Below are 23,455 nucleotides of genomic sequence, written 5' to 3'. Positions count from 1 at the left end.
CAGGCCCCGGCACCGCAAGGTGACTACGCGTCGGAGGTCAGCAATGAGAAATACGCTCCGAAGGAATCCGCAAGGCTCGCCAGGAGTTCCTTCCCTTTTTCCGCCGAACCCAGCGAAGGACGGCCGATGACACCGGAATCGGTATAGCCGGACATGCCGAGGGTGAGCAGATGACGCCGGTCGTCAGCGACGAAATCGGAAGTCTCGTAACCGGGTCGGAGCATTTCGGGATGAGCGTGCAGGAGGATGGAGGTCTCGATTTCCCCCGCGTGCATGTCCGTGAGCAGCGAGGTGACCACACCCGCCCGCTCGCGCGCCGCCTCCCAGTCCTCCGCGGCCGGGAAGAGCGCCATCCGCTCGCCGCGGGCGGAGGATTCCTGAACCACGTTGCCCAGCACGTAGTTGCCGCCGTGTCCGTTGACCACCACCAGGGCGTCGACCCCGGACCGGCGCAGCGAAGCCGCAATGTCCCGCACCACCGCATGAAGGGTCACCGAGGAGATGCTGACGGTCCCCGGCCAGGCCGCGTGCTCGTGCGAGCACGAGATCGTCACCGGAGGAAGGAGGTGCACCGGATACGCGCCGGCTATCTCCCGCGCGACGGCACAGGCGACGAGCGTGTCGGTCGCCAACGGAAGATACGCGCCGTGCTGTTCGAAGCTCCCCACGGGAAGCACCGCGACCTGCCGTGAGACGCCGGCAGCTCGCGTCCGTACGTCTTCCGTGGTGTCCGCCGGCACCAGATCACTCATATCGTCACGGCCTTTCGTCTCTGCTTAGGAACTCGAGAATCATGACAGACAAAATTGGCGTACTCGGCAAGAAGGCACCGCAGCGGACCGGCGTGGAACGCGTCGTGAATGCCCCCTTGCCCACCGTGTACGGGAAATTCCAGGCGATCGGCTACATGGACCACGACCGCGGTGACGAACAGGTCGCGCTGGTCTACGGCGAGATCGGCGCGGACGACGTCCTCATCCGGCTGCACTCGGAGTGCCTGACCGGTGACGCCTTCGGCTCCCAGCACTGCGAGTGCGGCGACCAGCTCGACGCCGCCCTGCGCGCGGTCGTCGCCGAGGGTGCCGGTGTCGTGGTCTACCTCAGAGGGCATGAAGGCCGGGGCATCGGCCTGCTCGCCAAGCTGCGCGCGATGGCCCTGCAGGCGGAGGGCCTGGACACGGTCGAGGCCAACCTCGCCCTCGGCCTGCCCGTGGACGCCCGCGACTACGGTGTCGCCGCCCGGATCCTGGACGACCTGGGCGTGCGGTCCGTGCGCCTGATGTCCAACAACCCGCGCAAGCGCGAGGCGCTCGTGGACCACGGCATCACGGTCGCCGAGCAGGTGCCGCTGCTCATACCGCCGTGCGAGAACAACATCACCTATCTGCGCACCAAGCGGGAGCGCCTCGATCACCACCTGCCCCACCTGGACGCGGTGGTCAGCTCCTCCTGACCGGCCTCGTCCGGTTCGGGCCCCCAGACGTGAGCTGGGCGAATCCGTGCGCGACCCGTGGGTGGGCCGCGTACGCTTCGTGGACGTCCGCCCCAGAAGCGTCGGCCCTCGGCGGCCGACGCCTCACGCCGGAGGCCCACCTGGTATGACCGAGCTCCGACTGTGGCTGCGCCACGAGGCCCGCACGACCGAGCGACGCACTCCGATCGTGCCCGACGACGCCCGGCGGCTCGTCGGGCACGGAGTGGAACTGACCGTCGAGGAGTCCCCGCAGCGGGTCTTCCCAATCGAGGAGTACGAGGCGGCCGGCTGCCGTGTCGCGCCCGCGGGCTCCTGGGTGACGGCGCCCCGGGACGCCGTCGTGCTCGGCCTGAAGGAACTGCCCGACAAGCCGGCCGGACTGACGCACCGGCACATCTTCTTCGGCCACGCCTACAAGGGCCAGCCGGGAGCGGCGGATCTGCTGGGCCGGTTCGCCGCCGGGGGCGGGGCGCTGTTCGACCTGGAGTACCTGGTGGACGACACCGGACGGCGTCTCGCCGCCTTCGGGTTCTGGGCCGGTTATCTGGGCGCCGCCCTCGCCGTGCTCCGGCACCGGGGCCGGCTACGGGCACCGCTGACCCCGACCACCAAGGAAGACCTGGACGAGACCCTGAAGCCGGACGCCGCCGACGCCGGGTTCACCGGCCTGGTCATCGGCGCCCTGGGCCGCAGCGGCCGCGGCGCCCGCACGGCCTTCGCCACCGCCGGCGCCGATCCGACCTGCTGGGACCTCGCCGAGACCCGCGACCTCGACCGCGCCGCCCTGCTGCGGCACGACGTGATGGTCAACGCGGTGCTCGCCATCACCCCAATCCCGCCCTTCCTGCGCCCACAGGACCTCGACGCCCCGGACCGCCGCCTGCGCACCGTGTGCGACGTGACCTGCGACGTCGGTTCCCCGCTCAACGTCCTGCCGGTGTACGACGACACCACCTCCTGGGACGAGCCGGTACGCCGGCTGCGCCAAGAGCCCCCGCTCGACCTCATCGCCATCGACAACCTGCCCTCCCTGCTGCCGCTGGAGTCCAGCACCGATTTCTCGGCCGCCCTGCTGCCCCACCTGCTCGACTTCGGCGTCTCCGGGGCCTGGGGGCGCTGCCTGGACCGGTTCCGTGAGGCGTCCCGCGCCCACGGCCTCGACAAGGACAAGGGGGAGTCCCTTGACCACTGAACCGGCACCGGCGAGCGGCACCGTCCACTGGATCGGCGCCGGCCTGTCCACGGGCAGCGGTCTCGCCGCGTTGTGCGACACCGCCGATCGGGTACGGCTCTGGCACCGCACCGAGAGCCGCGCCGCCGACGCCCTCGGCAGGCTGGGACTCGCCGGCCGGGCCGAGCCCCGTGCCTACACGCTGTCCGCGCTCGCCGCCGAACTCGCCCCGGGCGACGTCGTCGTGTCGATGCTGCCCGCGCCGGAGCACGCCCCGCTCCTGGCGGAGTGCGTCCGGCGGGGGGCGCACTTCGCGTGCTCCAGCTATGTGTCGGAGGCGGTGCTGGAACAGGTGCCCGCCGCAGGCAAGGCCGGGCTCGTCGTCCTCACCGAGGCCGGTCTCGACCCGGGCATCGACCACCTGTTCGCCCACGCCCTGGTCGCCCGGGCCCGGGAGGCCATCGGTGACGGGACGCCCGCCTCATACACCTTCACGTCGTACTGCGGCGGTGTCCCCGCCGTCCCGAACGACTTCACCTACCGCTTCAGCTGGGCCCCCGCGGGTGTCCTGGGCGCCCTGCGCTCCCCGGCCCGTTACCTCGAGGGCGGTGCGGAGACGATCGCCGAGCGGCCCTGGGAGGCGACCCGGCGGCATGTCGTCGACGGGGAGACCTTCGAGGTCTACCCGAACCGCGACAGCGTCCCGTTCGTCGCGCAGTACGGGCTGCCGGACGCCTGGACACCGCGCACGTTCGTCCGCGGCACCCTGCGTCTGGAGGGTTGGCTGCGCGCCTGGGACGGCGTCTTCGAGGAGCTGCGGACCGGTGACGACGCCCGGATCGCCGCCCTGGCCCGGGAGCTGGCCGCCACGTACCCCACCACGGACGACGACCGCGACCGGGTGGTCCTGGCCGTGTCGCTGGACGTGCGCGCCGAGTCGGGGCGCAGGTGGAAGGGCGGTTATCTCCTCGACCTGGTGGGCGATGCCGAGGAGAGCGCGATGGCCCGCTGCGTCTCCCGGACCCTCGCCCTCGGCGTCCGCCACGTCCTGGACGGCTCCCTCCCGCCCGGCCTGAACCGCGCAGCGGAGACGGCCGACCGGTCCGAGCAGTGGCTGGGTGAACTCGCCCGGAACGGCGTGGACTTCACCCTGCGCGTCGACCAGTAGCGGTCAACGGTCCGACAGGGCCTCGTGGATGAGCCGCTTGAGGTCCTTGAAGACCGTGTGGGAGGTCCGGGGCCGCACCTGCGTCATGAACTGCACCGTCAGGTCGCGGCCCGGGTCGACCCAGAACGTCGTCGTGGCCACGCCGCTCCAGCCGAAGGCGCCGCGCCCGGACGGGACCAGGGTCCGGGACGGGTCGATCACCACGGAGCAGTTGAGGCCGAAGCCGAGCCCCTCGTTGCCGGGCTCGTCGTGGGCGGGGCGGCTGCCGAAGGCCCGCAGGTCGGTGCCGCCGGGCAGGTGGTTGCGGGTCATCAGCTCCACGGTGCTCGGGTCGAGCAGCCGCACGCCGTCGAGTTCGCCCCGGCGGCGCAGCAGTTCCATGAAGCGGTGGTAGTCGTGGGCCGAGCACACCATGCCGCCGCTGCCCGACAGGAACCGCGGCCGGCCGCGCAGCGGCAGCCCGGCGATCGGCTCGATGCCGCCGCCCTCCTTCTCCCCGTACATCTCCGAGAGCCGGGGCGCCTGGGCGTCCGTGACGTGGAAGCCCGCGTCCGTCATGCCGAGCGGCCCGAAGATCCGCTCCGCGCAGAACACGTCGAGCGGCTGCCCGGACACGACCTCGATGATGCGGCCCAAGACGTTGCTGGCCACCGAGTAGTTCCACTCGGTGCCCGGCTCGAACTGCAGGGGCAGACTCGCGTACACCTCAATGGTCTCGGCCAGGTCCGCGCCCGGCGGCACCGACGACTCCAGGCCTGCGTCGCGGTACAGGGCGTCGACGGGATGGGTGCGGTAGAAGCCGAAGGTCAGACCCGAGGTGTGGGTCATCAGATGCCGGACGAGTATCGGGCCGTCGGCGGGGCGGGTCTCGACCTCCGCGCCTTCGCCCGCGACGTAGACCCGCGGTTCGGCGAAGGCGGGCAGGTGGTCGGCGACCGGGTCGTCCAGCGACAGCCGGCCCTCCTCCACCAGCAGCAGCGCGGCGACGGCGGCGACCGGCTTCGTCATGGAGTACACCCGCCACAGCGTGTCGGGCTCGACCGGCAGCCCGGCCGCGACGTCGCGCAGCCCGTGTGTCGTGAGGTGGGCCACGCGTCCGGCCCGGGCGACGGACACGAGGAAGCCCGGCAGACGCCCCTCGTCGACCAGCCGGGCGAAGGTCCGGTCCAGCCGGCCCAGCACCTGCGGATCCAGCCCGGCCTCACCCGGATCGACCTCTTGTCGCAGCTGTGCCATGGCTCGTCTCCCGTCGCACTGGTCGAGATGAGATCCGGCATACCCCGCCCGGACCGCATCAGACACCCATCGCGGTGCAGGATCGGTTCATGATCGCGTCAGAACAGGTGAGCGAGGGACCGGAGGGGTCGAGGCCCGGAGGAGTCCCCTCAGGGGGCGCGGGGAACTGCGCGACCAGCCCCCGCGCACCGCACGCACGTCCTCGACGCCCCGTTCCCCGCAGCGCGCGGGGAGCGGGGCGTCACGGGCACCCGCACCCGCCCTCAGGCCGTCACCTTCTCCGGCTGCGCTGCCCGGAGCCCGGCCCGTTCCCCCAGCGACTCCGCAGGGACCCGGTGGGTCTCCCGCGCCGACAGCGCGGCGATCACCGGCGGCACGCACAACGCCGCCGTGAACAGCGCCACCGCCGCCCAGTCGTCGCCCCCGGGCCCGGCGATCCGCGCCGCGAACGTCACCGCGAACCCGGCCGCCGCGAAACCGATCTGCGTTCCGATGGCCACGCCGGACAGCCGGACCCGGGTCGTGAACATCTCGCCGTAGAAGGCGGGCCACACGCCGTTCGCGGCGCTGTAGACCACGCCGAAGCAGATGACGCCCGTCAGGAGGGTCAGCGGGTAGGAGCCCGTGGAGACCGCCCACAGGTACAGAAACATCGTCACCGCGCTGCCGGCCGCGCCGATCAGGAACACCGGGCGGCGCCCGATCCGGTCGGACAGCGTCGCCCACAGCGGGATCGCGGCGAGCGCGACGACATTCGCCAGCGCGCCCACCCACAGCATGGCCGTACGCGACATGCCGACCGCGTCGCTCGTGGCGTACGCCAGCGCCCACACCGTGAAGATCGTGCTGACCGAGGCGATCAGCGCGCCCGCGATCACCCGCAGCACGTCCGCCCAGTGCTCGCGGAGCAGGATCACCAGGGGCAGCTTGACCACACCCGCCTCGGCGGCCTGCCGGGCGAAGGCCGGTGTCTCGTCCAGCCTGCGGCGGATGACCCAGCCGACGACGGCGACCGCGACGCTCAGCCAGAACGGCAGCCGCCAGCCCCACGACAGCAGCTGGTCCTCGGGCAGCGCGGCGACGGGGATGAAGACCAGCGTGGCCAGCAACTGGCCGCCCTGGGTGCCGCTGAGGGTGAAGCTGGTGAAGAAGCCGCGCCGGCCCGGCGGCGCGTGTTCCAGCGTCATGGAGTTGGCGCTGGCCTGCTCACCGGCGGCCGAGATGCCCTGGAGCACCCGGCACAGCACCAGCAGGACCGGAGCGAGTCCGCCGACCTGGTCGCGGGTCGGCAGACAGCCGATGAGGAACGTCGACAGGCCCATCAGCATCAGCGTGAAGACCATGATCTTCTTACGGCCGACCCGGTCACCGAAGTGCCCGAGCACCAGCGCGCCGACCGGGCGGGCCGCGTACGCGACACCGAACGTGGCCAGCGACAGCAGGGTCGCCGTGGCCGGGTCGGACTCGTCGAAGAACACCTCGGGGAAGATCAGCGCGGCGGCGCTGCCGTAGATGAAGAAGTCGTAGTACTCCAGGGCGCTGCCGATCCAGGCGGCGGTCGCGGCTTTCCTGGGCTGACCGGGCGGGGCGGCGGACCCTGAGGGCATGGCGGGGACGGACACGGCGGCTCCTTGGGGGCTCCGTCAGAGGCGGAGGGCGAAGACGGCGATCGGATGGGGGCGTGCCGGATCGCGGCTAATTAACCCACTGGGTAGTTAGTAGGGGATGGCCAGAGATGCTGCGCCCGTGGGCCGCCGGTGTCAAGGGGTGGTGCGCCGGGCGTTCAGTCCGCCGAGCGCTCCGCTGTCAGGTACGCGATCACCATGTCGCCCAGCATCGCCCGGTAGTGCGCCCGCTGCGCCCCGTCGAGCAGGTCGCGGCCGAACAGCGCACCGAAGGTGTGCCGGTTGGAGACCCGGAAGAAGCAGAAGGAGGAGATCATCGCGTGCAGGTCGACGGCGTCGACGTCCGCCGTGAACAGGCCGGACTCCTGGCCGGACGCCAGGATCCGGCGGATCACGTCCAGGGCGGGGGAGCCGATCTTCCCGAGCTTCTCGGAGCCGGCGATGTGGTGGGCCTCGTGGATGTTCTCGATGCTGACCAGCCGGATGAAGTCCGGGTGCTGCTCATGGTGGTCGAAGGTCAGCTCGGCCAGCCGCCGGATCGCCGCCACCGGGTCCAGGTGGTCGACGTCGAGCTCCTGCTCGGCCTCCCGGATCACGCCGTACGCGCGCTCCAGCACGGCCGTGAACAGCTGTTCCTTGCCGCCGAAGTAGTAGTAGATCATCCGCTTGGTGGTGCGGGTGCGGGCGGCGATCTCGTCGACCCGGGCCCCGTCGTAGCCGGCCCGCGCGAACTCCTGGGTGGCGACGTCGAGGATCTCGGCCCGGGTGCGGGCGGCGTCACGGATGCGCTCGCCGGGTCGTGCCGGTTCTTCGACGCTGGTCATCGGGTTCCTTCGGGCTCGGGGGCCGGTGCCGGTGATTCTAGAAGCAGGGGCCCGTCCGGCCGCGGGGGTCTTCCCGGGCTCGTCCCCGGCTGATATAGCTACCGTACTGGTTCGTACATTAGTGAGCCCTCAGGAGGCGCGCGTGCCCCACAGGTCGTATCTCGTCGGGCTGATCGGTTCCGGCATCGGCCCGTCGCTCAGTCCGGCCCTGCACGAGCGGGAGGCCGGCCGGCAGGGCCTGCGCCTGGTCTACCGGCCGATCGACATCGACACCCTCGGGGTGCCGCCCGAGGCGGTGGGCGATCTGCTGCGGGCCGCCCGCGACCTGGGCTTCGACGGGCTCAACATCACGCACCCCTGCAAGCAGCTCGTCATCGAGCACCTGGACGCGCTCGCCCCGCAGGCCGAGGCGCTGGGCGCGGTCAACACCGTCGTCTTCGAGGACGGCCGCGCGGTCGGCCACAACACGGACGTCACCGGCTTCGCCGCGTCGTTCGCGCGCGGTCTGCCGGACGCGCCGCTGGAGAGGGTCGTGCAGCTGGGCGCCGGCGGTGCGGGGGCGGCCGTCGCCCACGCCCTGCTCACCCTCGGCGCCGGGCGGATCACCGTCGTCGACGCCCTGCCCGAGCGGGCCGCGGCGCTGGCCGGGTCCCTGAACCGCGCCTTCGGGGACCGCCGTGCGGCCGCCGCGCCGCCCGACCGGCAGGCCGGACTGCTCGCGCACGCCGACGGCATCGTCCACGCCACCCCCACCGGCATGGCCGCCCACCCCGGCCTGCCCCTGCCCGCCGAGCTGCTCCACCGCGGGCTGTGGGTGGCCGAAGTGGTGTACCGCCCGCTGGTCACCGAGCTGCTGCGCACCGCCCGCACCCTGGGCTGCGCCACCCTCGACGGCGGGGGCATGGCCGCCTTCCAGGCCGCCGACGCGTTCCGCCTGTTCACCGGCCGGGAACCCGACGCCGCGCGGATGCTGGCGGACCTGACCGAACTGGCCGGGGCCGTCGGGGCCTCGAACTAGAGAGAGGTACCGCCGTTGCGTACGTCCATCGCCACCGTCTCCCTCAGCGGCTCCCTCACCGAGAAACTCGACGCCGCGGCCCGGGCCGGCTTCGACGGGGTGGAGCTCTTCGAGAACGACCTGCTGGCCAGCCCCCTCACCCCCGAGGACGTCCGCGCCCGCTGCGCCGACCTCGGTCTGCGGATCGACCTCTACCAGCCGATGCGGGACATCGAGGCCGTCCCCGAGACCGAGTTCGCCCGCAACCTGCGGCGGGCCCGGCACAAGTTCGAGCTGATGCGCCGGCTCGGCGCCGACACGGTCCTTGTCTGCTCCAGCGTCTCCCCGCAGGCGGTGGACGACGACGCCCTCGCCGCCGAGCAGCTCGCCCGCCTCGCCGACCTGGCGCGGGAGTCCGGCATCCGGGTGGCCTACGAGGCGCTCGCGTGGGGGCGGCACGTCAGCACCTACGACCACGCCTGGCGCATCGTCGAGACGGCCGGGCACCCGGCGCTCGGCACCTGCTTGGACAGCTTCCACATCCTCTCGCGCGGCTCCAGCCCCGAGGACCTCGAAGGCATCGCGGCGATCCCCGGCGAGAAGATCTTCTTCCTCCAGCTCGCCGACGCGCCGCTGCTCGCCATGGACGTCCTGCAGTGGAGCCGCCACTACCGCTGCTTCCCCGGCCAGGGCGGCTTCGACATCGAGGGGCTGCTCCGGCACGTGCTGGCCACCGGCTACGACGGCCCGCTGTCCCTGGAGGTCTTCAACGACGTGTTCCGGCAGGCCGAGGCCGGCCCGACCGCCGTCGACGCCCGGCGCTCCCTGCTGCTTCTCCAGGAGGCGGTGGGCAAGACACCCCTGCCCGACCCGGTCGTCCCCACCGGCGTCGCCTTCGCCGAGCTGGTCACGCCCGATGCCGAACCCCTGGCCGACCTGCTCGGGGCCCTGGGCTTCACCCGCACCGCACGGCACCGCGGCAAGCCCGTCGCCCTGTGGGAGCAGGGGGACGCCCGGATCCTCGTCAACACCGGCCCGGCCGCCCGCCGCGACGGCACCCGGCTCGCCGCGATCGGGCTGGAGTCACCGGACCCGGCCGCAGCGGCCCGGCGTGCCGAGGCGCTGCTGGCTCCCGTCCTGCCCCGCCGCCGCGCACCGCAGGACGCCCCACTGGACGCCGTCGCCGCCCCCGACGGCACGGAGCTGTTCTTCTGCGCCACCGGCCGCCCGGACCTGCCCGACTGGCGGGCCGACTTCGCCGGCACGGGCGTGCCCCCGGCGCAGGCGGGCCTCCTGGGCATCGACCACCTCGCCCTCACCCAGCCCTGGCACCACTTCGACGAGGCGGCCCTCTTCCACCGAGGCGTGCTCGGCCTGCACGCCCAGGAGAGCGTGGACGTCGCCGACCCCTACGGTCTGCTGCGCAGCCGTGCCGTCACCAACGCCGACGGCGGTGTCCGGATCGCCCTCACCGTCGGCGCCGCGCCCACCGACGACACCGTCCACGCCCAGCACATCGCCCTGGTCACCGATGACGTGGTCGCCGCGGCCCGCCGCTTCCGGGACGCGGGCGGCAGTCTGCTGCCGGTCCCCGCGAACTACCACGACGACCTCGCCGCCCGCTTCGAGTTCGCCGACGGCGAGCTGGAGACCTACCGCGACCTCGGCATCCTCTACGACCGCGACGCCCACGGCGTCTTCCGCCACTGCTACACCCGCACCGTGGGACGGGTCTTCTTCGAACTGGTCCAGCGTGACGGCGGTGACGGCGGTGACGGCGGTGACGGCGGTGAGGGCGGCTACCGGGGCTACGGCGCCGCCAACGCCCCGGTGCGGCTGGCCGCGCAGCACACGGCGCGGGCGCTCACTGGCGGCTGACGGTCCGGGTGATGCCGGTGACGACGGTGGTGGCGAGGATCCAGCCCGTGAGCACGAGGGCGTAGGAGAGCCACTGGTAGCCGTCGGTGGGGGCGAACGCGGCCTCCTGCCCGAAGGAGATCACCGGCAGCAGCAGGTCGAGGGTGTAGAAGACCGGGTTGAACTGCGGTGCCTCGTCCGGCTTCAGCGGCGCGGGATGGTGCAGCGCGTAGACGAGGGAGCCGATCATCAGCAGCGACACCAGCCAGCCGGCGGCCCGCAGGGGGCGGAAGCCGTAGCCGACGGTGGCGTCCTGCACATGACCCCACAGCCGGCCGTACCAGGGCAGGGTGGCGCGCCTGCGGCGCTGCTTGGCGAGCTGGACGAGGCGGGCCGCGGGATCGTCGCCGATCCTGCGGTAGGCGGCGGTCAACTGCTCGTAGGCGTGCGGGACATAGCCCTCGCCGTCCCGCTCCAGCATCGCCAGCCGCCGCTCGGCGGGCTCGTGGGGGGTGAGGGAGGTGTAGACGAGACTGTTGAGCAGGACCTCGTCGGGCACCACCTCCGGCTCCAGGAACAGCACGTCCATCTGGGCGCGGCGCAGGTTGAGGGTGCCCTCCATACGAGGCCCCTTGCGCAGCCAGAGTTCACCGATGGTGCAGCTGCTGGCCCGCAGCGCCGCGTCTCCCGGATTCGCCAGCGTTGCGTGCGACAGGTCGAGACGGCCCGCTATGTGGGCGCCGCGCAGGCCGATCCAGCCCAGCACGTCCGCTTCGCGCAGCCTGGCGTCACCCTCCACCGTGAGAGTCTCGGCGTCCAGTGCGACCTCGCCCGCGCCGACCCGCAGTCGCGCCTCGTTGAGGTCGATCGTGCCGGCGACCGACGCGCCCGACAGCCGTACCTCACCGCGCGTGCGCAGCCCCGGCGCCGACAGGCCGTCCCCGATGGTCACATGGTTGAGCTGGAGCGCCGGCTGACCGGCGGGCGGCTCGCCGATGTCGGCCCCGTCCATGAACAGCGCGCCGGAGATCTGCGCCCCGCCGAGCCGCACGGGACCGCCGAACCGGCAGTCCGACAGGCGCAGGACGCCGTCCACGCGCAGGGTCTCGGCGCTCAGGGCGGGCAGGACGGAACCGCGCAGGTTCAGCTGTCGCAGTCGCGCCGCGTACAGCACGGGTGTGTCCTCGAAGAAGCAGTCGCTGAGGCGCACGGCGTGGTCGACGTCGGCGTACTGGAGCAGCAGTTCCCCGGTGATCCGCGCGCCGGCCAGCCTGAGGGCTGCGGTCTCCCCGTCCTCCTGCGGCGCGCTCAGCAGAAGTGCCCGCACCACGGCCGCCCGTACGGTCCGTTCGGGTCCCCAGTGCGCGCCCTCGGCGGCGCCCTCCTCCGCCGGGCCCCGGAAGTCCACGTCCCGCCCCCGCGGAAAGGCGCGCCACACCCGCTCCTCGGCGGGTGTCATGTCGTCGATCTCCATCAGCCGGGACTCTGACGTGCCCGGCCGGAGGTGTCAACTCACCTCCGGCCGGGGCTCGTTACGCCCGGGTGTTCCACTCCGCGATCACGGGCCGGCCGTGCTCGGTCGACAGTCGGCACACCGTGCCGGTCTCCAGCCGGAACAGCCGTCCCTCCGCCGGGGACAGACCCAGCCGACGGGCCGTCAGCACGCGGAGGAAGTGGCCGTGCGCCACGAGCATCACATCGCCGCCGGGCAGCGACTTCTCCGCCCGTGTCAGTACCCGGTCGGCCCGTTCGCCGACCTCCTCGGGGGACTCGCCCGGCTCGCCGTCCGGGCCGGGCGGGCCCCCGTCGGTCCACAGGTCCCAGTCGGGGCGGGTGCGGTGTATCTCGTCGGTGGTGACGCCCTCGTAGGCGCCGTAGTGCCACTCGTGCAGGTCCGCGTCCCGCACGGTCCCGGTCAGGCCCGCGAGTTCGGCGGTGCGCACCGCGCGGCCGAGCGGACTGGTGAGGACCAGCGCGAAGGAGCGGCCCGCGAGGAGCGGGGCGAGCGAGGCGGCCTGCTCCTCACCGTGTGGGGTGAGGGGCAGGTCGGTGAAGCTGGTGTGCTGTCCGCTCCGGCTCCACTCCGTCTCGCCGTGGCGGACCAGCAGCAGATCACCCACGTCCTACGCCTTCTTCGCGGACTCGACGGCGTGGCCGCCGAACTGGTTGCGCAGTGCCGCGATCATCTTCATCTGGGGCGAGTCGTCCTGCCGGGAGGCGAACCGGGAGAAGAGGGAGGCGGTGATCGCGGGCAGCGGCACGGAGTTGTCGATCGCGGCCTCCACCGTCCAGCGCCCCTCACCGGAGTCCTGGGCGTAGCCCCTCAGCTCCTCCAGGTGCTCGTCCTCGTCCAGGGCGTCCACCGCCAGGTCGAGCAGCCAGGAGCGGATGACGGTGCCCTGTTGCCAGGAGCGGAAGACCTCGCGGACGTTGTCCACCGAGTCCACGGCCTCCAGCAGCTCCCAGCCCTCGGCGTAGGCCTGCATCATCGCGTACTCGATGCCGTTGTGGACCATCTTCGCGAAGTGCCCGGCACCGACCTTGCCCGCGTGGACGTAGCCGTACGGGCCCTCCGGCTTGAGCGCCTCGAAGATCGGCAGCAGCCGGTCGACGGTCTCCTTCTCGCCGCCGACCATCAGGGCGTAGCCGTTCTTCAGGCCCCACACGCCGCCGGAGACGCCCGCGTCGACGAAGCCGATGCCGCGCTTGCCCAGCTCCTCGGCGTGCCTCTCGTCGTCCGTCCAGCGGGAGTTGCCGCCGTCGACCACCGTGTCGTAGGGCTTCAGGAGGCCCGCGAGCTGGTCGATGACGCGCTGGGTGGGCCCGCCGGCCGGGACCATGACCCAGACCGTGCGGGGCGCTTCCAGCTGGTTGACGAGGTCGGCGAGGCTGTCGGCGTCCGACTTCTCGGGATTGGTGTCGTAGCCGATGACGGTGTGGCCGGCGTTGCGCAGGCGCTCGCGCATGTTGCCGCCCATCTTGCCGAGACCCACAAGACCGATCTGCATGTCAGCTCACTTCCCGAAGTTTGCGGTAGGCGGCCACCAGGGCGGCCGTGGACGGGTCGAGACCGGGGACGTCAGCGCCCTCGGTCAGGGCGGGCTCGACGCGTTTGGCGAGCACCTTGCCGAGTTCGACGCCCCACTGGTCGAAGGAGTCGATGTTCCAGACGGCGCCCTGCACGAACACCTTGTGCTCGTACAGGGCGATCAGCTGGCCGAGGACCGACGGGGTCAGTTCGGTGGCCAGGATCGTCGTGGTCGGGTGGTTGCCCCGGAAGGTGCGGTGTGGCACCTGCTCCTCGGGCACGCCCTCCGCGCGGACCTCCTCGGCGGTCTTGCCGAAGGCGAGCGCCTGCCCCTGCGCGAACAGGTTGGCCATCAGCAGGTCGTGCTGCGCCTTGAGTTCGTCGCTCAGCTCGGCGACGGGACGGGCGAAGCCGATCAGGTCGGCGGGGATGAGCTTGGTGCCCTGGTGGATGAGCTGGTAGTAGGCGTGCTGCCCGTTGGTGCCGGGCGTGCCCCACACCACCGGACCGGTCTGCCACTCCACCGGCTTCCCGTCGCGGTCCACCGACTTGCCGTTGGACTCCATGTCGAGTTGCTGGAGGTAGGCGGTGAACTTCGACAGGTAGTGGCTGTAGGGCAGCACCGCGTGCGACTGGGCGTCGTGGAAGTTGCCGTACCAGATGCCCAGCAGGCCCAGCAGCAGCGGGGCGTTGGCCTCGGCGGGGGCGTTGCGGAAGTGCTCGTCGACGATGCGGAAGCCGTCGAGCATCTCCCGGAAGCGGTCCGGGCCGATCGCGATCATCAGGGACAGGCCGATCGCGGAGTCGTACGAGTAGCGGCCGCCGACCCAGTCCCAGAACTCGAACATGTTGTCGACGTCGATACCGAAGTCGGCGACCTTCTCGGCGTTGGTCGACAGCGCGACGAAGTGCTTCGCCACCGCCTTTTCGTCGCCCCCGAGACCCTCCAGCAGCCAGGAGCGGGCCGAGGTCGCGTTCGTGATCGTCTCGATCGTGGTGAACGTCTTGGACGCGACGATGAACAGCGTCTCCGCCGGGTCCAGGTCGCGCACCGCCTCGTGCAGATCGGAGCCGTCCACGTTCGACACGAAGCGGAACGTCAGGTCCCGCGCGGTGAACGGCCGCAGCGCCTCGTAGGCCATGGCCGGACCGAGGTCCGAGCCGCCGATGCCGATGTTGACGACGTTCCGGATCCGCTTGCCGGTGTGCCCGGTCCACTCCCCGGAGCGCACCCGGTTCGCGAAGCCGGCCATCTTGTCGAGCACGGCGTGCACTGCCGGGACGACGTTCTCGCCGTCGACCTCGATCACCGCGTCCCGCGGGGCGCGCAGCGCGGTGTGCAGCACGGCCCGGTTCTCGGTGACGTTGATCTTCTCGCCACTGAACATGGCGTCACGCAGCCCGAACACGTCGGTGGCCGTGGCCAGCTCCTGCAGCAGGGCCAGCGTCTCGTCGGTGACCAGGTTCTTGGAGTAGTCGATGCGCAGATCGCCCACGTGCACGACGTAGCGCTCGGCACGCCCCGGGTCCGCGGCGAACAGCTCGCGCAGGTCCGGCTGCGGCACGGCGTCCGTGCGGTGGTCCTCCAGGGCGGTCCACTCGGGGCGCCGGGTGAGCCTGGGGGAGTGGGAGGGGGAGTCAGACATGAGCAGGGGTCTCCTCGGTCGCCTCGCCGTTCAGGGCGATGGCGTACATCTCGTCCGCGTCGAGGCGCCGCAGCTCCTCGGCGATCAGTTCGGAGGTCGCACGGACCTTGAGCGCGAGGGTGCGCGGCGGCTGGCCCGGCAGGGTCAGCGTGGCCAGCGGTCCCTCGGGGCGGTCGATGACGATCTCGCCGTTCTCGGTGCCCAGGCGCACGGCGGTCACGACCGGCCCGGCGGTGACCACGCGGTCGACCCGGACGTGCAGTCGCGCCTCCAGCCAGCGGGCCAGCAGCTCGGCGGCCGGGTTCTCGGCCTCGGCCTCCACCGCCGCGGAGACGATCCGCGCCCGGGCCTGGTCCAGTGCCGCCGCCAGCATCGAACGCCAGGGCGTCAGCCGGGTCCAGGCGAGGTCGGTGTCACCGGGGGCGTAGGCGCGGACCCGGGCCTGCAGCGTCTCCAGCGGGTTCTCGACGGCGTACAGGTCGGTGATCCGCCGCTGGGCCAGCGCGCCGAGCGGGTCCTTCGAGGGCACCTCGGGGGCGTCCACCGGCCACCACACCACCACCGGCGCGTCCGGCAGCAGCAGCGGCAGCACCACCGAGTCGGCGTGGTCGGACACCTCGCCGTAGGTCCTGAGGATCACGGTCTCGCCGGTACCCGCGTCGGCGCCCACCCGGACCTCGGCGTCCAGCCGGGAGGACTGGCGGTCGCGCGGGGTGCGGGCGTGCCGCTTGATGACGACCAGAGTGCGCGAGGGGTGCTCGTGCGAGGCCTCCTCGGCCGCCTTGATCGCGTCGTAGGCGTTCTCCTCGTCCGTGACGATCACCATCGTCAGGACCATGCCCACGGCGGGCGTGCCGATGGCGCGGCGGCCCTGCACCAACGCCTTGTTGATCTTGCTTGCCGTGGTGTCGGTCAGGTCGATCTTCATGGCCTGCGCCAGCTCCGTCCGTCTCGTGCGAGCATCTCGTCGGCTTCCTCGGGTCCCCAGCTGCCCGAGGCGTACTGCGCGGGCCTGCCGTGCGTGGCCCAGTACTGCTCGATCGGGTCGAGGATCTTCCAGGACTCTTCCACTTCCTGGTGACGGGGGAACAGGTTGGCGTCGCCCAGGAGCACGTCAAGGATCAGCCGTTCGTACGCCTCGGGGCTCGATTCGGTGAACGACTCGCCGTAGGCGAAGTCCATCGTGACGTCCCGGATCTCCATCGACGTCCCGGGCACCTTCGAGCCGAAGCGGACCGTCATGCCCTCGTCCGGCTGGACGCGGATGACGATCGCGTTGGAGCCCAGTTCCTCGGTGGCCGTGGAGTCGAAGGGGGAGTGCGGGGCCCGCTGGAAGACGACCGCGATCTCCGTCACCCGGCGGCCCAGCCGCTTGCCGGTGCGCAGGTAGAACGGGACGCCGGCCCAGCGGCGGTTGTCCACCTGGAGCTTGATCGCGGCGTAGGTGTCGGTCGTGGAGGAGGCGTCGATGCCGTCCTCCTCCAGATAGCCGCGTACCTTCGCGCCGCCCTGCCAGGCCGCCGCGTACTGCCCGCGCACGGTGTTCGCCCCCAGGTCCTGCGGGAGCCGCACCGCCTTGAGGACCTTCAGCTTCTCGGTGAGCAGCGAAGGGGCGTCGAAGGCGGCCGGTTCCTCCATCGCGGTGAGCGCCATCAGCTGGAGCAGATGGTTCTGGATGACGTCACGGGCGGCGCCGATGCCGTCGTAGTACCCGGCCCGGCCACCGATGCCGATGTCCTCAGCCATGGTGATCTGCACGTGGTCGACGTACGACCGGTTCCAGATCGGCTCGAACATCTGATTGGCGAAGCGCAGCGCCAGGAGGTTCTGGACGGTCTCCTTGCCGAGGTAGTGGTCGATGCGGAAGACCTGTTCCGGATCGAACACGTCGTGCACGATGCGGTTGAGCTCCTCGGCCGAGGTCAGGTCGTGCCCGAACGGCTTCTCGATGACCGCGCGGCGCCAGGAGCCCTCGGGGGCGCTCGCCAGCTTGTGCTTCTTCAGCTGCTGGACGACCTTCGGGAAGAACTTCGGCGGCACCGAGAGGTAGAAGGCGTAGTTGCCACTGGTGCCCCGGGAGGCGTCCAGCTCCTCGACCGCGGAGCGCAGCTGCTTGAACGCCGTGTCGTCGTCGAAGTCGCCGGGGATGAACCGCATGCCCTCGGCGAGCTGCTGCCAGACCTCCTCGCGGAACGGGGTCCGGGCGTGCTCACGGACCGCGTCGTGCACCACCTGCGCGAAGTCCTGGTCCTCCCAGTCCCTGCGGGCGAAGCCCACCAGGGAGAAGCCCGGTGGCAGCAGACCGCGGTTGGCCAGGTCGTACACGGCCGGCATCAGCTTCTTGCGGGACAGGTCGCCGGTGACGCCGAAGATGACGAGCCCGGAGGGCCCCGCGATCTTCGGCAGACGGCGGTCGCGTGCGTCGCGCAGGGGATTCTCGAAGTGGGTGTCGGCGATCTCCGTGCGGGGGGCGTGACCGCTCACCCCGCTCTGCTCGACCCCCGCCGCCTCCTGCGCGGCCAGGGCCTCCTTCTCCTCCTTGGTCCCCTTCGTCTCCTGTTCGGCCGTCTGGGGGATGCCCTCGATGCCCTCGCTCATACCGCGTCAACTCCCTTGCTGTTCAAGGACTTGGTGACCGCGTCCAGCAGCTCCTGCCAGGCCACCTCGAACTTGGCCACGCCCTCGTCCTCCAGTTGCCGCACCACCTCGTCGTATGCAATGCCGAGCCGTTCGACGGCCGCCAGGTCCGCGCGCGCCTGGGCGTAACCGCCGGAGACGGTGTCGCCCTGGACGTCGCCGTGGTCGGCGACGGCGTTCAGCGTGGCCTCCGGCATGGTGTTGACGGTGCCGGGGGCGACCAGCTCGTCCACGTACAGGGTGTCCTTGTAGGCCGGGTCCTTCACACCGGTGGAGGCCCAAAGGGGGCGCTGCCGGTTGGCGCGCGCCCCGCCCAGCGCCTGCCAGCGCGCCCCGGCGAAGACCTGCTCGTACGCCTCGTAGGCGAGCCGCGCGTTGGCCAGGGCGGCCCGGCCCTTCAGGGCGAGCGCCTCCCGGGTGCCCAGCAGCGTCAGCCGCTTGTCGATCTCGGCGTCCACACGGGAGACGAAGAACGAGGCGACCGAGTGAATCGCGGACAGGTCGTGGCCGGCCGCCTGCGCCTTCTCCAGGCCCGCGAGATAGGCGTCCATCACCTCGCGGTACCGCTCCAGCGAGAAGATCAGCGTCACGTTGACACTGATACCCGCCCCGATGACTTCCATGATCGCGGGCAGGCCCGCCCGCGTCGCCGGAATCTTGATCATCACGTTGGGGCGGTCCACCAGCCAGGCCAGCTGCCGGGCCTCCGCGACGGTCGCCCGCGTGTCGTGGGCCAGGCGCGGATCGACCTCGATGGAGACCCGGCCGTCCCGGCCGCCGGTGGCGTCGTACACCGGGCGCAGGACGTCGGCGGCGGCCCGGACATCGGCGGTCGTCATCATCCGGACGGCCTCGTCGACCGTCACACCGCGCACCGCCAGGTCGGCGAGCTGTTCCTCGTAACCCGCGCCGGAGCCGATGGCCGCCTGGAAGATGGACGGATTGGTGGTGACGCCGACGACGTTCCTCGTGGCGACGAGCCCGGCCAGGTTGCCGGACTCGATGCGCCGGCGCGACAGGTCGTCGAGCCAGATCGACACGCCCTCGTCGGACAGGCGCTTGAGTGCTCCCGCGTGCGCGGTCGCTTCGGACACAGTGATCATCTTCTTTCGGGCGGTCGGATCAGCCACGGGCGGCGGCGAGGGATTCCCGCGCGGCGGCGACGACGTTCTCGGGGGTGAAGCCGTACTCGGCGAACAGGGTCTTCGCGTCGGCGGAGGCACCGAAGTGCTCCAGGGAGACGATGCGTCCGGCGTCCCCCACGAACCGGTACCAGGTCAGGCCGATCCCGGCCTCGACGGCGACCCGGGCCTTCACGGACGGCGGCAGGACGCTGTCGCGGTAGGAACGCGGCTGCTCCTCGAACCACTCCACGGACGGCATCGACACCACGCGGGTGGGCACGCCGGCGGCCTGGAGGTGCTCGCGCGCCCCGGCGGCGACGTGCACCTCGGAACCCGTGGCGACGATGATCACCTGGGGCGTCCCGCCCTCGGCCTCGAACCTCACGTAACCGCCGCGTGCCGCGTTCGGGTCCGGCTCGTAGGTGGGCACGCCCTGGCGGGTGAGCGCGAGGCCGTGCGGGGCCGGAGCGGTGCCGTGCCGCTTGAGGATCTCGGCCCAGACGACAGCGGTCTCGTTGGCGTCGGCCGGGCGCACGACGTTCAGGCCCGGGATCGCGCGCAGTGCGGCCAGGTGCTCCACCGGCTGGTGGGTCGGGCCGTCCTCGCCCAGGCCGATGGAGTCGTGCGTCCACACGTACGTCACCGGCAGCTGCATCAGGGCCGACATCCGCACGGCGTTGCGCATGTAGTCGGAGAACACCAGGAACGTGCCGCCGTAGACGCGGGTGTTGCCGTGCAGGGCGATGCCGTTCATCTCCGCGGCCATGGAGAACTCGCGGATGCCGAAGTGCACGGTGCGGCCGTAGGGGTCGGCCTCCGGGAGCGGGTTGCCCTCGGGGAGGAACGAGCTGGTCTTGTCGATGGTGGTGTTGTTCGAGCCGGCGAGGTCGGCCGAGCCGCCCCACAGCTCGGGGACGACCGGGCCGAGGGCCTGCAGGACCTTGCCGGAGGCGGCGCGGGTGGCGACGGCCTTGCCCGGCTCGAACACCGGCAGGGTGTCCTCCCAGCCCTCGGGCAGCTCGCCCTTGCTGACCCGGTCGAACGTGGCGGCCCGCTCGGGGTTCTCGCTCCGCCAGGCGGCGATCCGCTTGTCCCAGGCGGTGTGCGCCTCGGCGCCCCGGTCCAGGGCCAGGCGCGTGTGGGCCAGCACCTCGTCGGCCACCTCGAACGACCGCTCCGGGTCGAAGCCGAGGAGTCGCTTGGTGGCCGCGACCTCGTCCTCGCCGAGCGCCGAGCCGTGGGAGGCCTCGGTGTTGCGCGCGTTCGGGGCGGGCCAGGCGATGATCGTGCGCATCGCGATGATCGACGGGCGCTCCGTCTCGGCCCGAGCCGCCCTCAGCGCCGCGTACAGCGCGTGCACGTCGACGTCGCCGTCCTCCCGCGGCTCGATCCGCTGCACGTGCCAGCCGTAGGCCTCGTAGCGCTTCAGCACGTCCTCGGAGAACGCGGTGGCGGTGTCGCCCTCGATGGAGATGTGGTTGTCGTCGTAGAGGAAGACCAGGTTGCCGAGCTTCTGGTGACCGGCGAGCGAGGATGCCTCGGCGGAGACGCCCTCCTGCAGGTCGCCGTCGGAGACGATCGCCCAGATCGTGTGGTCGAACGGGGAGTGGCCCTCGGGGGTGTCCGGGTCGAACAGGCCGCGCTCGTAGCGGGCGGCCATGGCCATGCCGACCGCGTTCGCGACGCCCTGGCCGAGCGGGCCGGTGGTGGTCTCCACACCGGCGGTGTGCCCGTACTCGGGGTGACCGGGCGTCTTGGAGCCGTGCGTGCGGAACGCCTTCAGGTCGTCCAGCTCCAGCTCGTAGCCCGCGAGGTAGAGCTGTGTGTAGAGGGTCAGCGAGGTGTGGCCGGGGGAGAGGACGAAGCGGTCACGGCCGGCCCACTCCGGATCGGCGGGGTCGTGCCGCATCACCTTCTGAAAGATCGTGTAGGCGGCCGGCGCCAGACTCATCGCCGTGCCGGGGTGGCCGTTGCCGACCCGCTGGACGGCGTCCGCCGCCAGCAGACGGGCGGTGTCGACGGCACGCCGGTCGAGTTCGGTCCATTCGAAGCTGTCCGCTGTCTGCGTGCTCATCTTCAAGAAGTCCTCGATCGGTGCGAAGGTGCTGGGCCTGACGCTTCAAAACTAAAAGTCTGACTTTTACGCCGGAAGGTCGCCGTGTGCCAGCCTGTGGTGAAAGTGGGACACCCACCTGCAACAGGGCACGCACATGGGGCGGTACGAGGCGGACATGGCGGACAGAACCATCCAAGGCGGCGACGGGATCGATACGTTCCCCTTCCCGGTCGAGCTCAGCGTCGGCGGCGTCGGCATGCAGGTCGCCCCGATGGGCGACACCTGGCCGTCCGGCGTACCGCTGGAGCGCGTGCACCGCATCGACTTCCACATCGTCCTGCTGTTCGGCGCGGGCCCGGTCCGGCACATGGTCGACTTCACCGAGCACGAGGCCGCGGCCGGGGACCTGCTGTGGATCCGCCCGGGGCAGGTCCACCGCTTCTCGCCCACCAGCGAGTACCGCGGAACCGTGCTGACCATGCAGCCCGGCTTCCTGCCCCGCTCGACCGTCGAGGCCACCGGCCTCTACCGCTACGACCTGCCGCCGCTGCTGCGCCCCGACCCGCCCCAACTCGCCGCCCTGCAAGCCGCGCTGACGCAGCTGCGGCGCGAGTACGAGGACACGGACACGCTCCCGCTGAGCCTGCACACCGCCGTCCTGCGCCACACGCTGACGGCGTTCCTGCTGCGACTCGCCCACCTCGCGGCGAGTTCGGCCGAGGCTCGGCGGCAGCGGTCCGACTCGACGTTCACCCTCTTCCGGGACGCCGTCGAACGGGACTTCGCCACCAACCACAGCGTCAGCGCCTACGCCGACGCGCTCGGCTACTCCCGCCGCACGCTGGTCCGGGCGGTGCGCGCCGCGACCGGTGACACCCCCAAGGCCTTCATCGACAAGCGGGTGGTCCTGGAGGCCAAACGACTCCTCGCCCACACGGAACTGCCGATCGGCCGGGTCGGCGCGGCGGTCGGCTTCCCCGACGCCGCGAACTTCTCCAAGTTCTTCCACCAGCACACGGAGCAGACCCCGGCGGCGTTCCGCGCGGAGTTGCGCTGAGGACGCGAAAAGGGGCTCCACGCGCGCGCGAAGCCCCCTTCCCGATGAGCCAGAGGGCCGTCAGTGCCCGAAGGTGAACCAGTTGACGTTCACGAAGTCGGCCGGCTGACCGCTGGTGAAGGTCAGATACACGTCGTGCGTGCCCGTCACGGCGCTGATGTTCGCCGGGACGGTCCGCCACGACTGCCAGCCCCCGGTGCTGCCGACCGCGAAGCTCCCGACGGGCGGGTTGCTCCGGTTGTCCAGCCGCACCTCGACCAGTCCGCTGACGCCGCCCGCCGCTCCGCTCGCGACCCGGGCGTTGAACTGCCGGGCCGCCGAGGAGCCGAAGTTCACGCCCTTGAAGTGCAGCCAGTCGCCGCCCGCGAGCGCGCCGACGTTCTGCCCGCCGCCGGAGTCGGCCGTCGTCTCGGTGAGCACGCCGGACTGGCCGTCGTAGGACTCGGCCTGGATGGTGGAGTAGGCGTCGCGGTTCCCGGTCGGCGGGGGCGTGGTGCCGCCGCCGGACGACAGCACCTGCACGTAGTCGACGACCATCGCGTGCCCCGGCTGCGTTCCGGCGTCGGGGCCACCGCCGAACGCGTCGGGGAAGCCGCCCCCCATCGCGACGTTCAGGATGACGAAGAAGCCGTGGTCGGTGGCGTTCTTCCAGGTCGTCGCGTCGACCTGATTCGCGCGCACCGTGTGGTAGTTGACGCCGTCGAGGTAGAAGCGGATCTCCTCGACGCCCGTCGAGCGGTCCCACTCCATCCGGTACGTGTGGAAGCCGGCCTGGCAGGAGCTGCCCTGACAGGTGGTCGAACCGCCGATGCCGCTGGTCTCGTTGCAGGGGCCGCCCGGGGAGGTGCCGCAGTGCATCGTGGCGAACACCGTGTTCATGCCCTGGGTGTTCTCCATGATGTCCAGCTCGCCCACGGCCGGCCAGTTCCAGTAGTTGCCGCGGTACGGGCCGCCCAGCATCCAGAACGCAGGCCAGTAACCCTTGGCGGCGGCGCCGGTGACGTTCGGTACCTGGATGCGCGACTCGACGCGGAGCTTGCCGCCGGCCGGAGGCCGGAAGTCGGTGCGGTTGGTCTCGATCCGCCCGGAGGTCCAGTTGCCGGCGGCGTCCCGCCGGGGCGTGATGCGCAGGTTGCCGTTGCCGTCGAGCGAGACGTTGTCCGTGCTGTTCGTCATCGTCTCGATCTCGCCGGTGCCCCAGTTCGCGGGGCCGCCCGGGTAGCCCTTGCCGGTCGCGTACTGCCAGTCGGAGGTGTTGACGCCGGAGCCGGCGGCGCCGTTGAAGTCGTCCACGAACAGCTGCGTCCAGCCCGACGGGGGTGGGGGCGCGGAGGCGTTCGCGGACGGGCTGGCGACCATGGTGGCGGCCGCCGCGAGCCCGAGGGTGCTGACCACGGCGACGAACGCCCGCCGCAGCGGACGCCGTCTCGGGGAGGTGCCGGTGGTGTCGCTCATGTGGGGATGCCTCTCGGAAGGGAGACGGGGGTGAGAGCACGCTTGAGAGCGCTCTCAAAGTGCCGTCAATGTGCTCCACGCGGTCTGGGCCGTCAAGAGG

19 protein-coding genes are annotated in these 23,455 nt (G+C 71.6%); 6 read left to right on the top strand and 13 right to left on the bottom strand.

Annotated elements, in window-relative coordinates:
* Positions 1–23: 23 nt before the first annotated feature.
* On the bottom strand, positions 24–752 hold the full coding sequence (locus tag ACFY5B_RS10235; protein ID WP_344465675.1) for a creatininase family protein: 729 nt from the start codon (positions 750–752) through the stop codon (positions 24–26).
* 41 nt (positions 753–793) lie between these two features.
* Between ACFY5B_RS10235 and ribA the strand changes: the two genes are divergently transcribed.
* From ribA to ACFY5B_RS10220, 3 genes are all read left to right on the top strand, one after another.
* The gene (gene ribA / locus ACFY5B_RS10230; protein WP_389967320.1) at positions 794–1,453 is read left to right on the top strand and encodes a GTP cyclohydrolase II; all 660 of its coding nucleotides are present in this window, start codon (positions 794–796) and stop codon (positions 1,451–1,453) included.
* A gap of 145 nt (positions 1,454–1,598) precedes the next feature.
* Positions 1,599–2,666 (top strand): saccharopine dehydrogenase, encoded by a 1,068-nt coding sequence (locus ACFY5B_RS10225; protein WP_389967317.1) that lies wholly within the window; start codon positions 1,599–1,601, stop codon positions 2,664–2,666.
* Positions 2,656–3,813: a saccharopine dehydrogenase family protein gene (locus ACFY5B_RS10220; RefSeq protein WP_389967314.1), complete on the top strand. Its 1,158-nt coding sequence runs from the start codon at positions 2,656–2,658 to the stop codon at positions 3,811–3,813. The genes ACFY5B_RS10225 and ACFY5B_RS10220 overlap by 11 nt, the downstream gene beginning before the upstream one ends.
* A 3-nt stretch (positions 3,814–3,816) precedes the next feature.
* On the opposite strand, the gene ACFY5B_RS10215 is transcribed toward ACFY5B_RS10220, so the two are convergent.
* From ACFY5B_RS10215 to ACFY5B_RS10205, 3 genes are all read right to left on the bottom strand, one after another.
* Positions 3,817–5,049: a serine hydrolase domain-containing protein gene (locus ACFY5B_RS10215; RefSeq protein WP_389967311.1), complete on the bottom strand. Its 1,233-nt coding sequence runs from the start codon at positions 5,047–5,049 to the stop codon at positions 3,817–3,819.
* Positions 5,050–5,312: 263 nt separating this feature from the next.
* Positions 5,313–6,671, bottom strand: coding sequence for an MFS transporter (locus tag ACFY5B_RS10210; protein WP_389967308.1), 1,359 nt, complete (start codon positions 6,669–6,671; stop codon positions 5,313–5,315).
* 161 nt (positions 6,672–6,832) lie between these two features.
* Positions 6,833–7,498, bottom strand: coding sequence for a TetR family transcriptional regulator (locus ACFY5B_RS10205; RefSeq protein WP_389967306.1), 666 nt, complete (start codon positions 7,496–7,498; stop codon positions 6,833–6,835).
* Positions 7,499–7,640: 142 nt separating this feature from the next.
* Between ACFY5B_RS10205 and ACFY5B_RS10200 the strand changes: the two genes are divergently transcribed.
* Together ACFY5B_RS10200 and ACFY5B_RS10195 are read left to right on the top strand one after the other, a co-directional pair.
* Complete coding sequence (locus tag ACFY5B_RS10200; RefSeq protein WP_389967303.1) at positions 7,641–8,516, top strand: shikimate dehydrogenase; 876 nt, start codon at positions 7,641–7,643, stop codon at positions 8,514–8,516.
* Positions 8,517–8,531: 15 nt separating this feature from the next.
* Positions 8,532–10,373 (top strand): bifunctional sugar phosphate isomerase/epimerase/4-hydroxyphenylpyruvate dioxygenase family protein, encoded by a 1,842-nt coding sequence (locus ACFY5B_RS10195; protein ID WP_389967300.1) that lies wholly within the window; start codon positions 8,532–8,534, stop codon positions 10,371–10,373.
* On the opposite strand, the gene ACFY5B_RS10190 is transcribed toward ACFY5B_RS10195, so the two are convergent.
* The 8 genes from ACFY5B_RS10190 to tkt are packed head-to-tail and all read right to left on the bottom strand — an operon-like array spanning position 10,360 to position 20,861.
* Positions 10,360–11,826: a membrane-associated oxidoreductase gene (locus tag ACFY5B_RS10190; protein WP_389967296.1), complete on the bottom strand. Its 1,467-nt coding sequence runs from the start codon at positions 11,824–11,826 to the stop codon at positions 10,360–10,362. The genes ACFY5B_RS10195 and ACFY5B_RS10190 overlap by 14 nt on opposite strands.
* Positions 11,827–11,884: 58 nt before the next feature.
* A complete protein-coding gene (locus ACFY5B_RS10185) occupies positions 11,885–12,472 on the bottom strand; it encodes a histidine phosphatase family protein (protein ID WP_389967293.1) in 588 nt (195 codons plus the stop codon).
* Positions 12,473–12,475: 3 nt separating this feature from the next.
* Positions 12,476–13,360, bottom strand: a complete 885-nt coding sequence (gnd, locus tag ACFY5B_RS10180; RefSeq protein ID WP_389967290.1) for a phosphogluconate dehydrogenase (NAD(+)-dependent, decarboxylating) — start codon at positions 13,358–13,360, stop codon at positions 12,476–12,478.
* A 1-nt stretch (position 13,361) separates the two neighbouring features.
* Positions 13,362–15,026, bottom strand: a complete 1,665-nt coding sequence (gene pgi / locus ACFY5B_RS10175; RefSeq protein ID WP_389967287.1) for a glucose-6-phosphate isomerase — start codon at positions 15,024–15,026, stop codon at positions 13,362–13,364.
* Positions 15,019–15,954, bottom strand: coding sequence for a glucose-6-phosphate dehydrogenase assembly protein OpcA (gene opcA, locus ACFY5B_RS10170; protein ID WP_389967284.1), 936 nt, complete (start codon positions 15,952–15,954; stop codon positions 15,019–15,021). Before opcA ends, pgi begins: the two co-directional genes overlap by 8 nt.
* Positions 15,951–17,624 (bottom strand): glucose-6-phosphate dehydrogenase, encoded by a 1,674-nt coding sequence (zwf, locus tag ACFY5B_RS10165; protein WP_389967281.1) that lies wholly within the window; start codon positions 17,622–17,624, stop codon positions 15,951–15,953. Before zwf ends, opcA begins: the two co-directional genes overlap by 4 nt.
* The gene (tal, locus tag ACFY5B_RS10160; RefSeq protein ID WP_389967278.1) at positions 17,621–18,766 is read right to left on the bottom strand and encodes a transaldolase; all 1,146 of its coding nucleotides are present in this window, start codon (positions 18,764–18,766) and stop codon (positions 17,621–17,623) included. Before tal ends, zwf begins: the two co-directional genes overlap by 4 nt.
* Before the next feature lie 19 nt (positions 18,767–18,785).
* Complete coding sequence (gene tkt, locus ACFY5B_RS10155; RefSeq protein ID WP_389967275.1) at positions 18,786–20,861, bottom strand: transketolase; 2,076 nt, start codon at positions 20,859–20,861, stop codon at positions 18,786–18,788.
* 157 nt (positions 20,862–21,018) lie between these two features.
* Between tkt and ACFY5B_RS10150 the strand changes: the two genes are divergently transcribed.
* Positions 21,019–21,900, top strand: a complete 882-nt coding sequence (locus tag ACFY5B_RS10150; protein WP_389967272.1) for a helix-turn-helix domain-containing protein — start codon at positions 21,019–21,021, stop codon at positions 21,898–21,900.
* A gap of 60 nt (positions 21,901–21,960) precedes the next feature.
* Here the strand turns inward: ACFY5B_RS10150 and ACFY5B_RS10145 are convergent, their stop codons facing one another.
* Positions 21,961–23,355, bottom strand: coding sequence for a glycoside hydrolase family 16 protein (locus ACFY5B_RS10145; RefSeq protein WP_389967269.1), 1,395 nt, complete (start codon positions 23,353–23,355; stop codon positions 21,961–21,963).
* Positions 23,356–23,455: the final 100 nt, after the last annotated feature.

This window comes from Streptomyces sp. NPDC013187, assembly GCF_042899705.1.
GTDB classification, from domain to species: Bacteria; Actinomycetota; Actinomycetes; order Streptomycetales; family Streptomycetaceae; genus Streptomyces; species Streptomyces hawaiiensis_A.
This window is presented reverse-complemented; position numbering and strand designations above follow the sequence as displayed.

Excerpts from the sequence above, each read along its gene's own strand:
- opcA (WP_389967284.1), bottom strand. The coding sequence starts at position 15,954 with ATGAAGATCGACCTGACCGACACCACGGCAAGCAAGATCAACAAGGCG.
- ACFY5B_RS10215 (WP_389967311.1), bottom strand. The coding sequence starts at position 5,049 with ATGGCACAGCTGCGACAAGAGGTCGATCCGGGTGAGGCCGGGCTGGAT.
- ACFY5B_RS10145 (WP_389967269.1), bottom strand. The coding sequence starts at position 23,355 with ATGAGCGACACCACCGGCACCTCCCCGAGACGGCGTCCGCTGCGGCGG.
- ACFY5B_RS10205 (WP_389967306.1), bottom strand. The coding sequence starts at position 7,498 with ATGACCAGCGTCGAAGAACCGGCACGACCCGGCGAGCGCATCCGTGAC.
- ACFY5B_RS10235 (WP_344465675.1), bottom strand. The coding sequence starts at position 752 with ATGAGTGATCTGGTGCCGGCGGACACCACGGAAGACGTACGGACGCGA.
- tal (WP_389967278.1), bottom strand. The coding sequence starts at position 18,766 with ATGATCACTGTGTCCGAAGCGACCGCGCACGCGGGAGCACTCAAGCGC.
- ACFY5B_RS10225 (WP_389967317.1), top strand. The coding sequence starts at position 1,599 with ATGACCGAGCTCCGACTGTGGCTGCGCCACGAGGCCCGCACGACCGAG.
- tkt (WP_389967275.1), bottom strand. The coding sequence starts at position 20,861 with ATGAGCACGCAGACAGCGGACAGCTTCGAATGGACCGAACTCGACCGG.
- ACFY5B_RS10150 (WP_389967272.1), top strand. The coding sequence starts at position 21,019 with ATGGCGGACAGAACCATCCAAGGCGGCGACGGGATCGATACGTTCCCC.
- ACFY5B_RS10190 (WP_389967296.1), bottom strand. The coding sequence starts at position 11,826 with ATGGAGATCGACGACATGACACCCGCCGAGGAGCGGGTGTGGCGCGCC.
- zwf (WP_389967281.1), bottom strand. The coding sequence starts at position 17,624 with ATGAGCGAGGGCATCGAGGGCATCCCCCAGACGGCCGAACAGGAGACG.
- ribA (WP_389967320.1), top strand. The coding sequence starts at position 794 with ATGACAGACAAAATTGGCGTACTCGGCAAGAAGGCACCGCAGCGGACC.
- pgi (WP_389967287.1), bottom strand. The coding sequence starts at position 15,026 with ATGTCTGACTCCCCCTCCCACTCCCCCAGGCTCACCCGGCGCCCCGAG.
- gnd (WP_389967290.1), bottom strand. The coding sequence starts at position 13,360 with ATGCAGATCGGTCTTGTGGGTCTCGGCAAGATGGGCGGCAACATGCGC.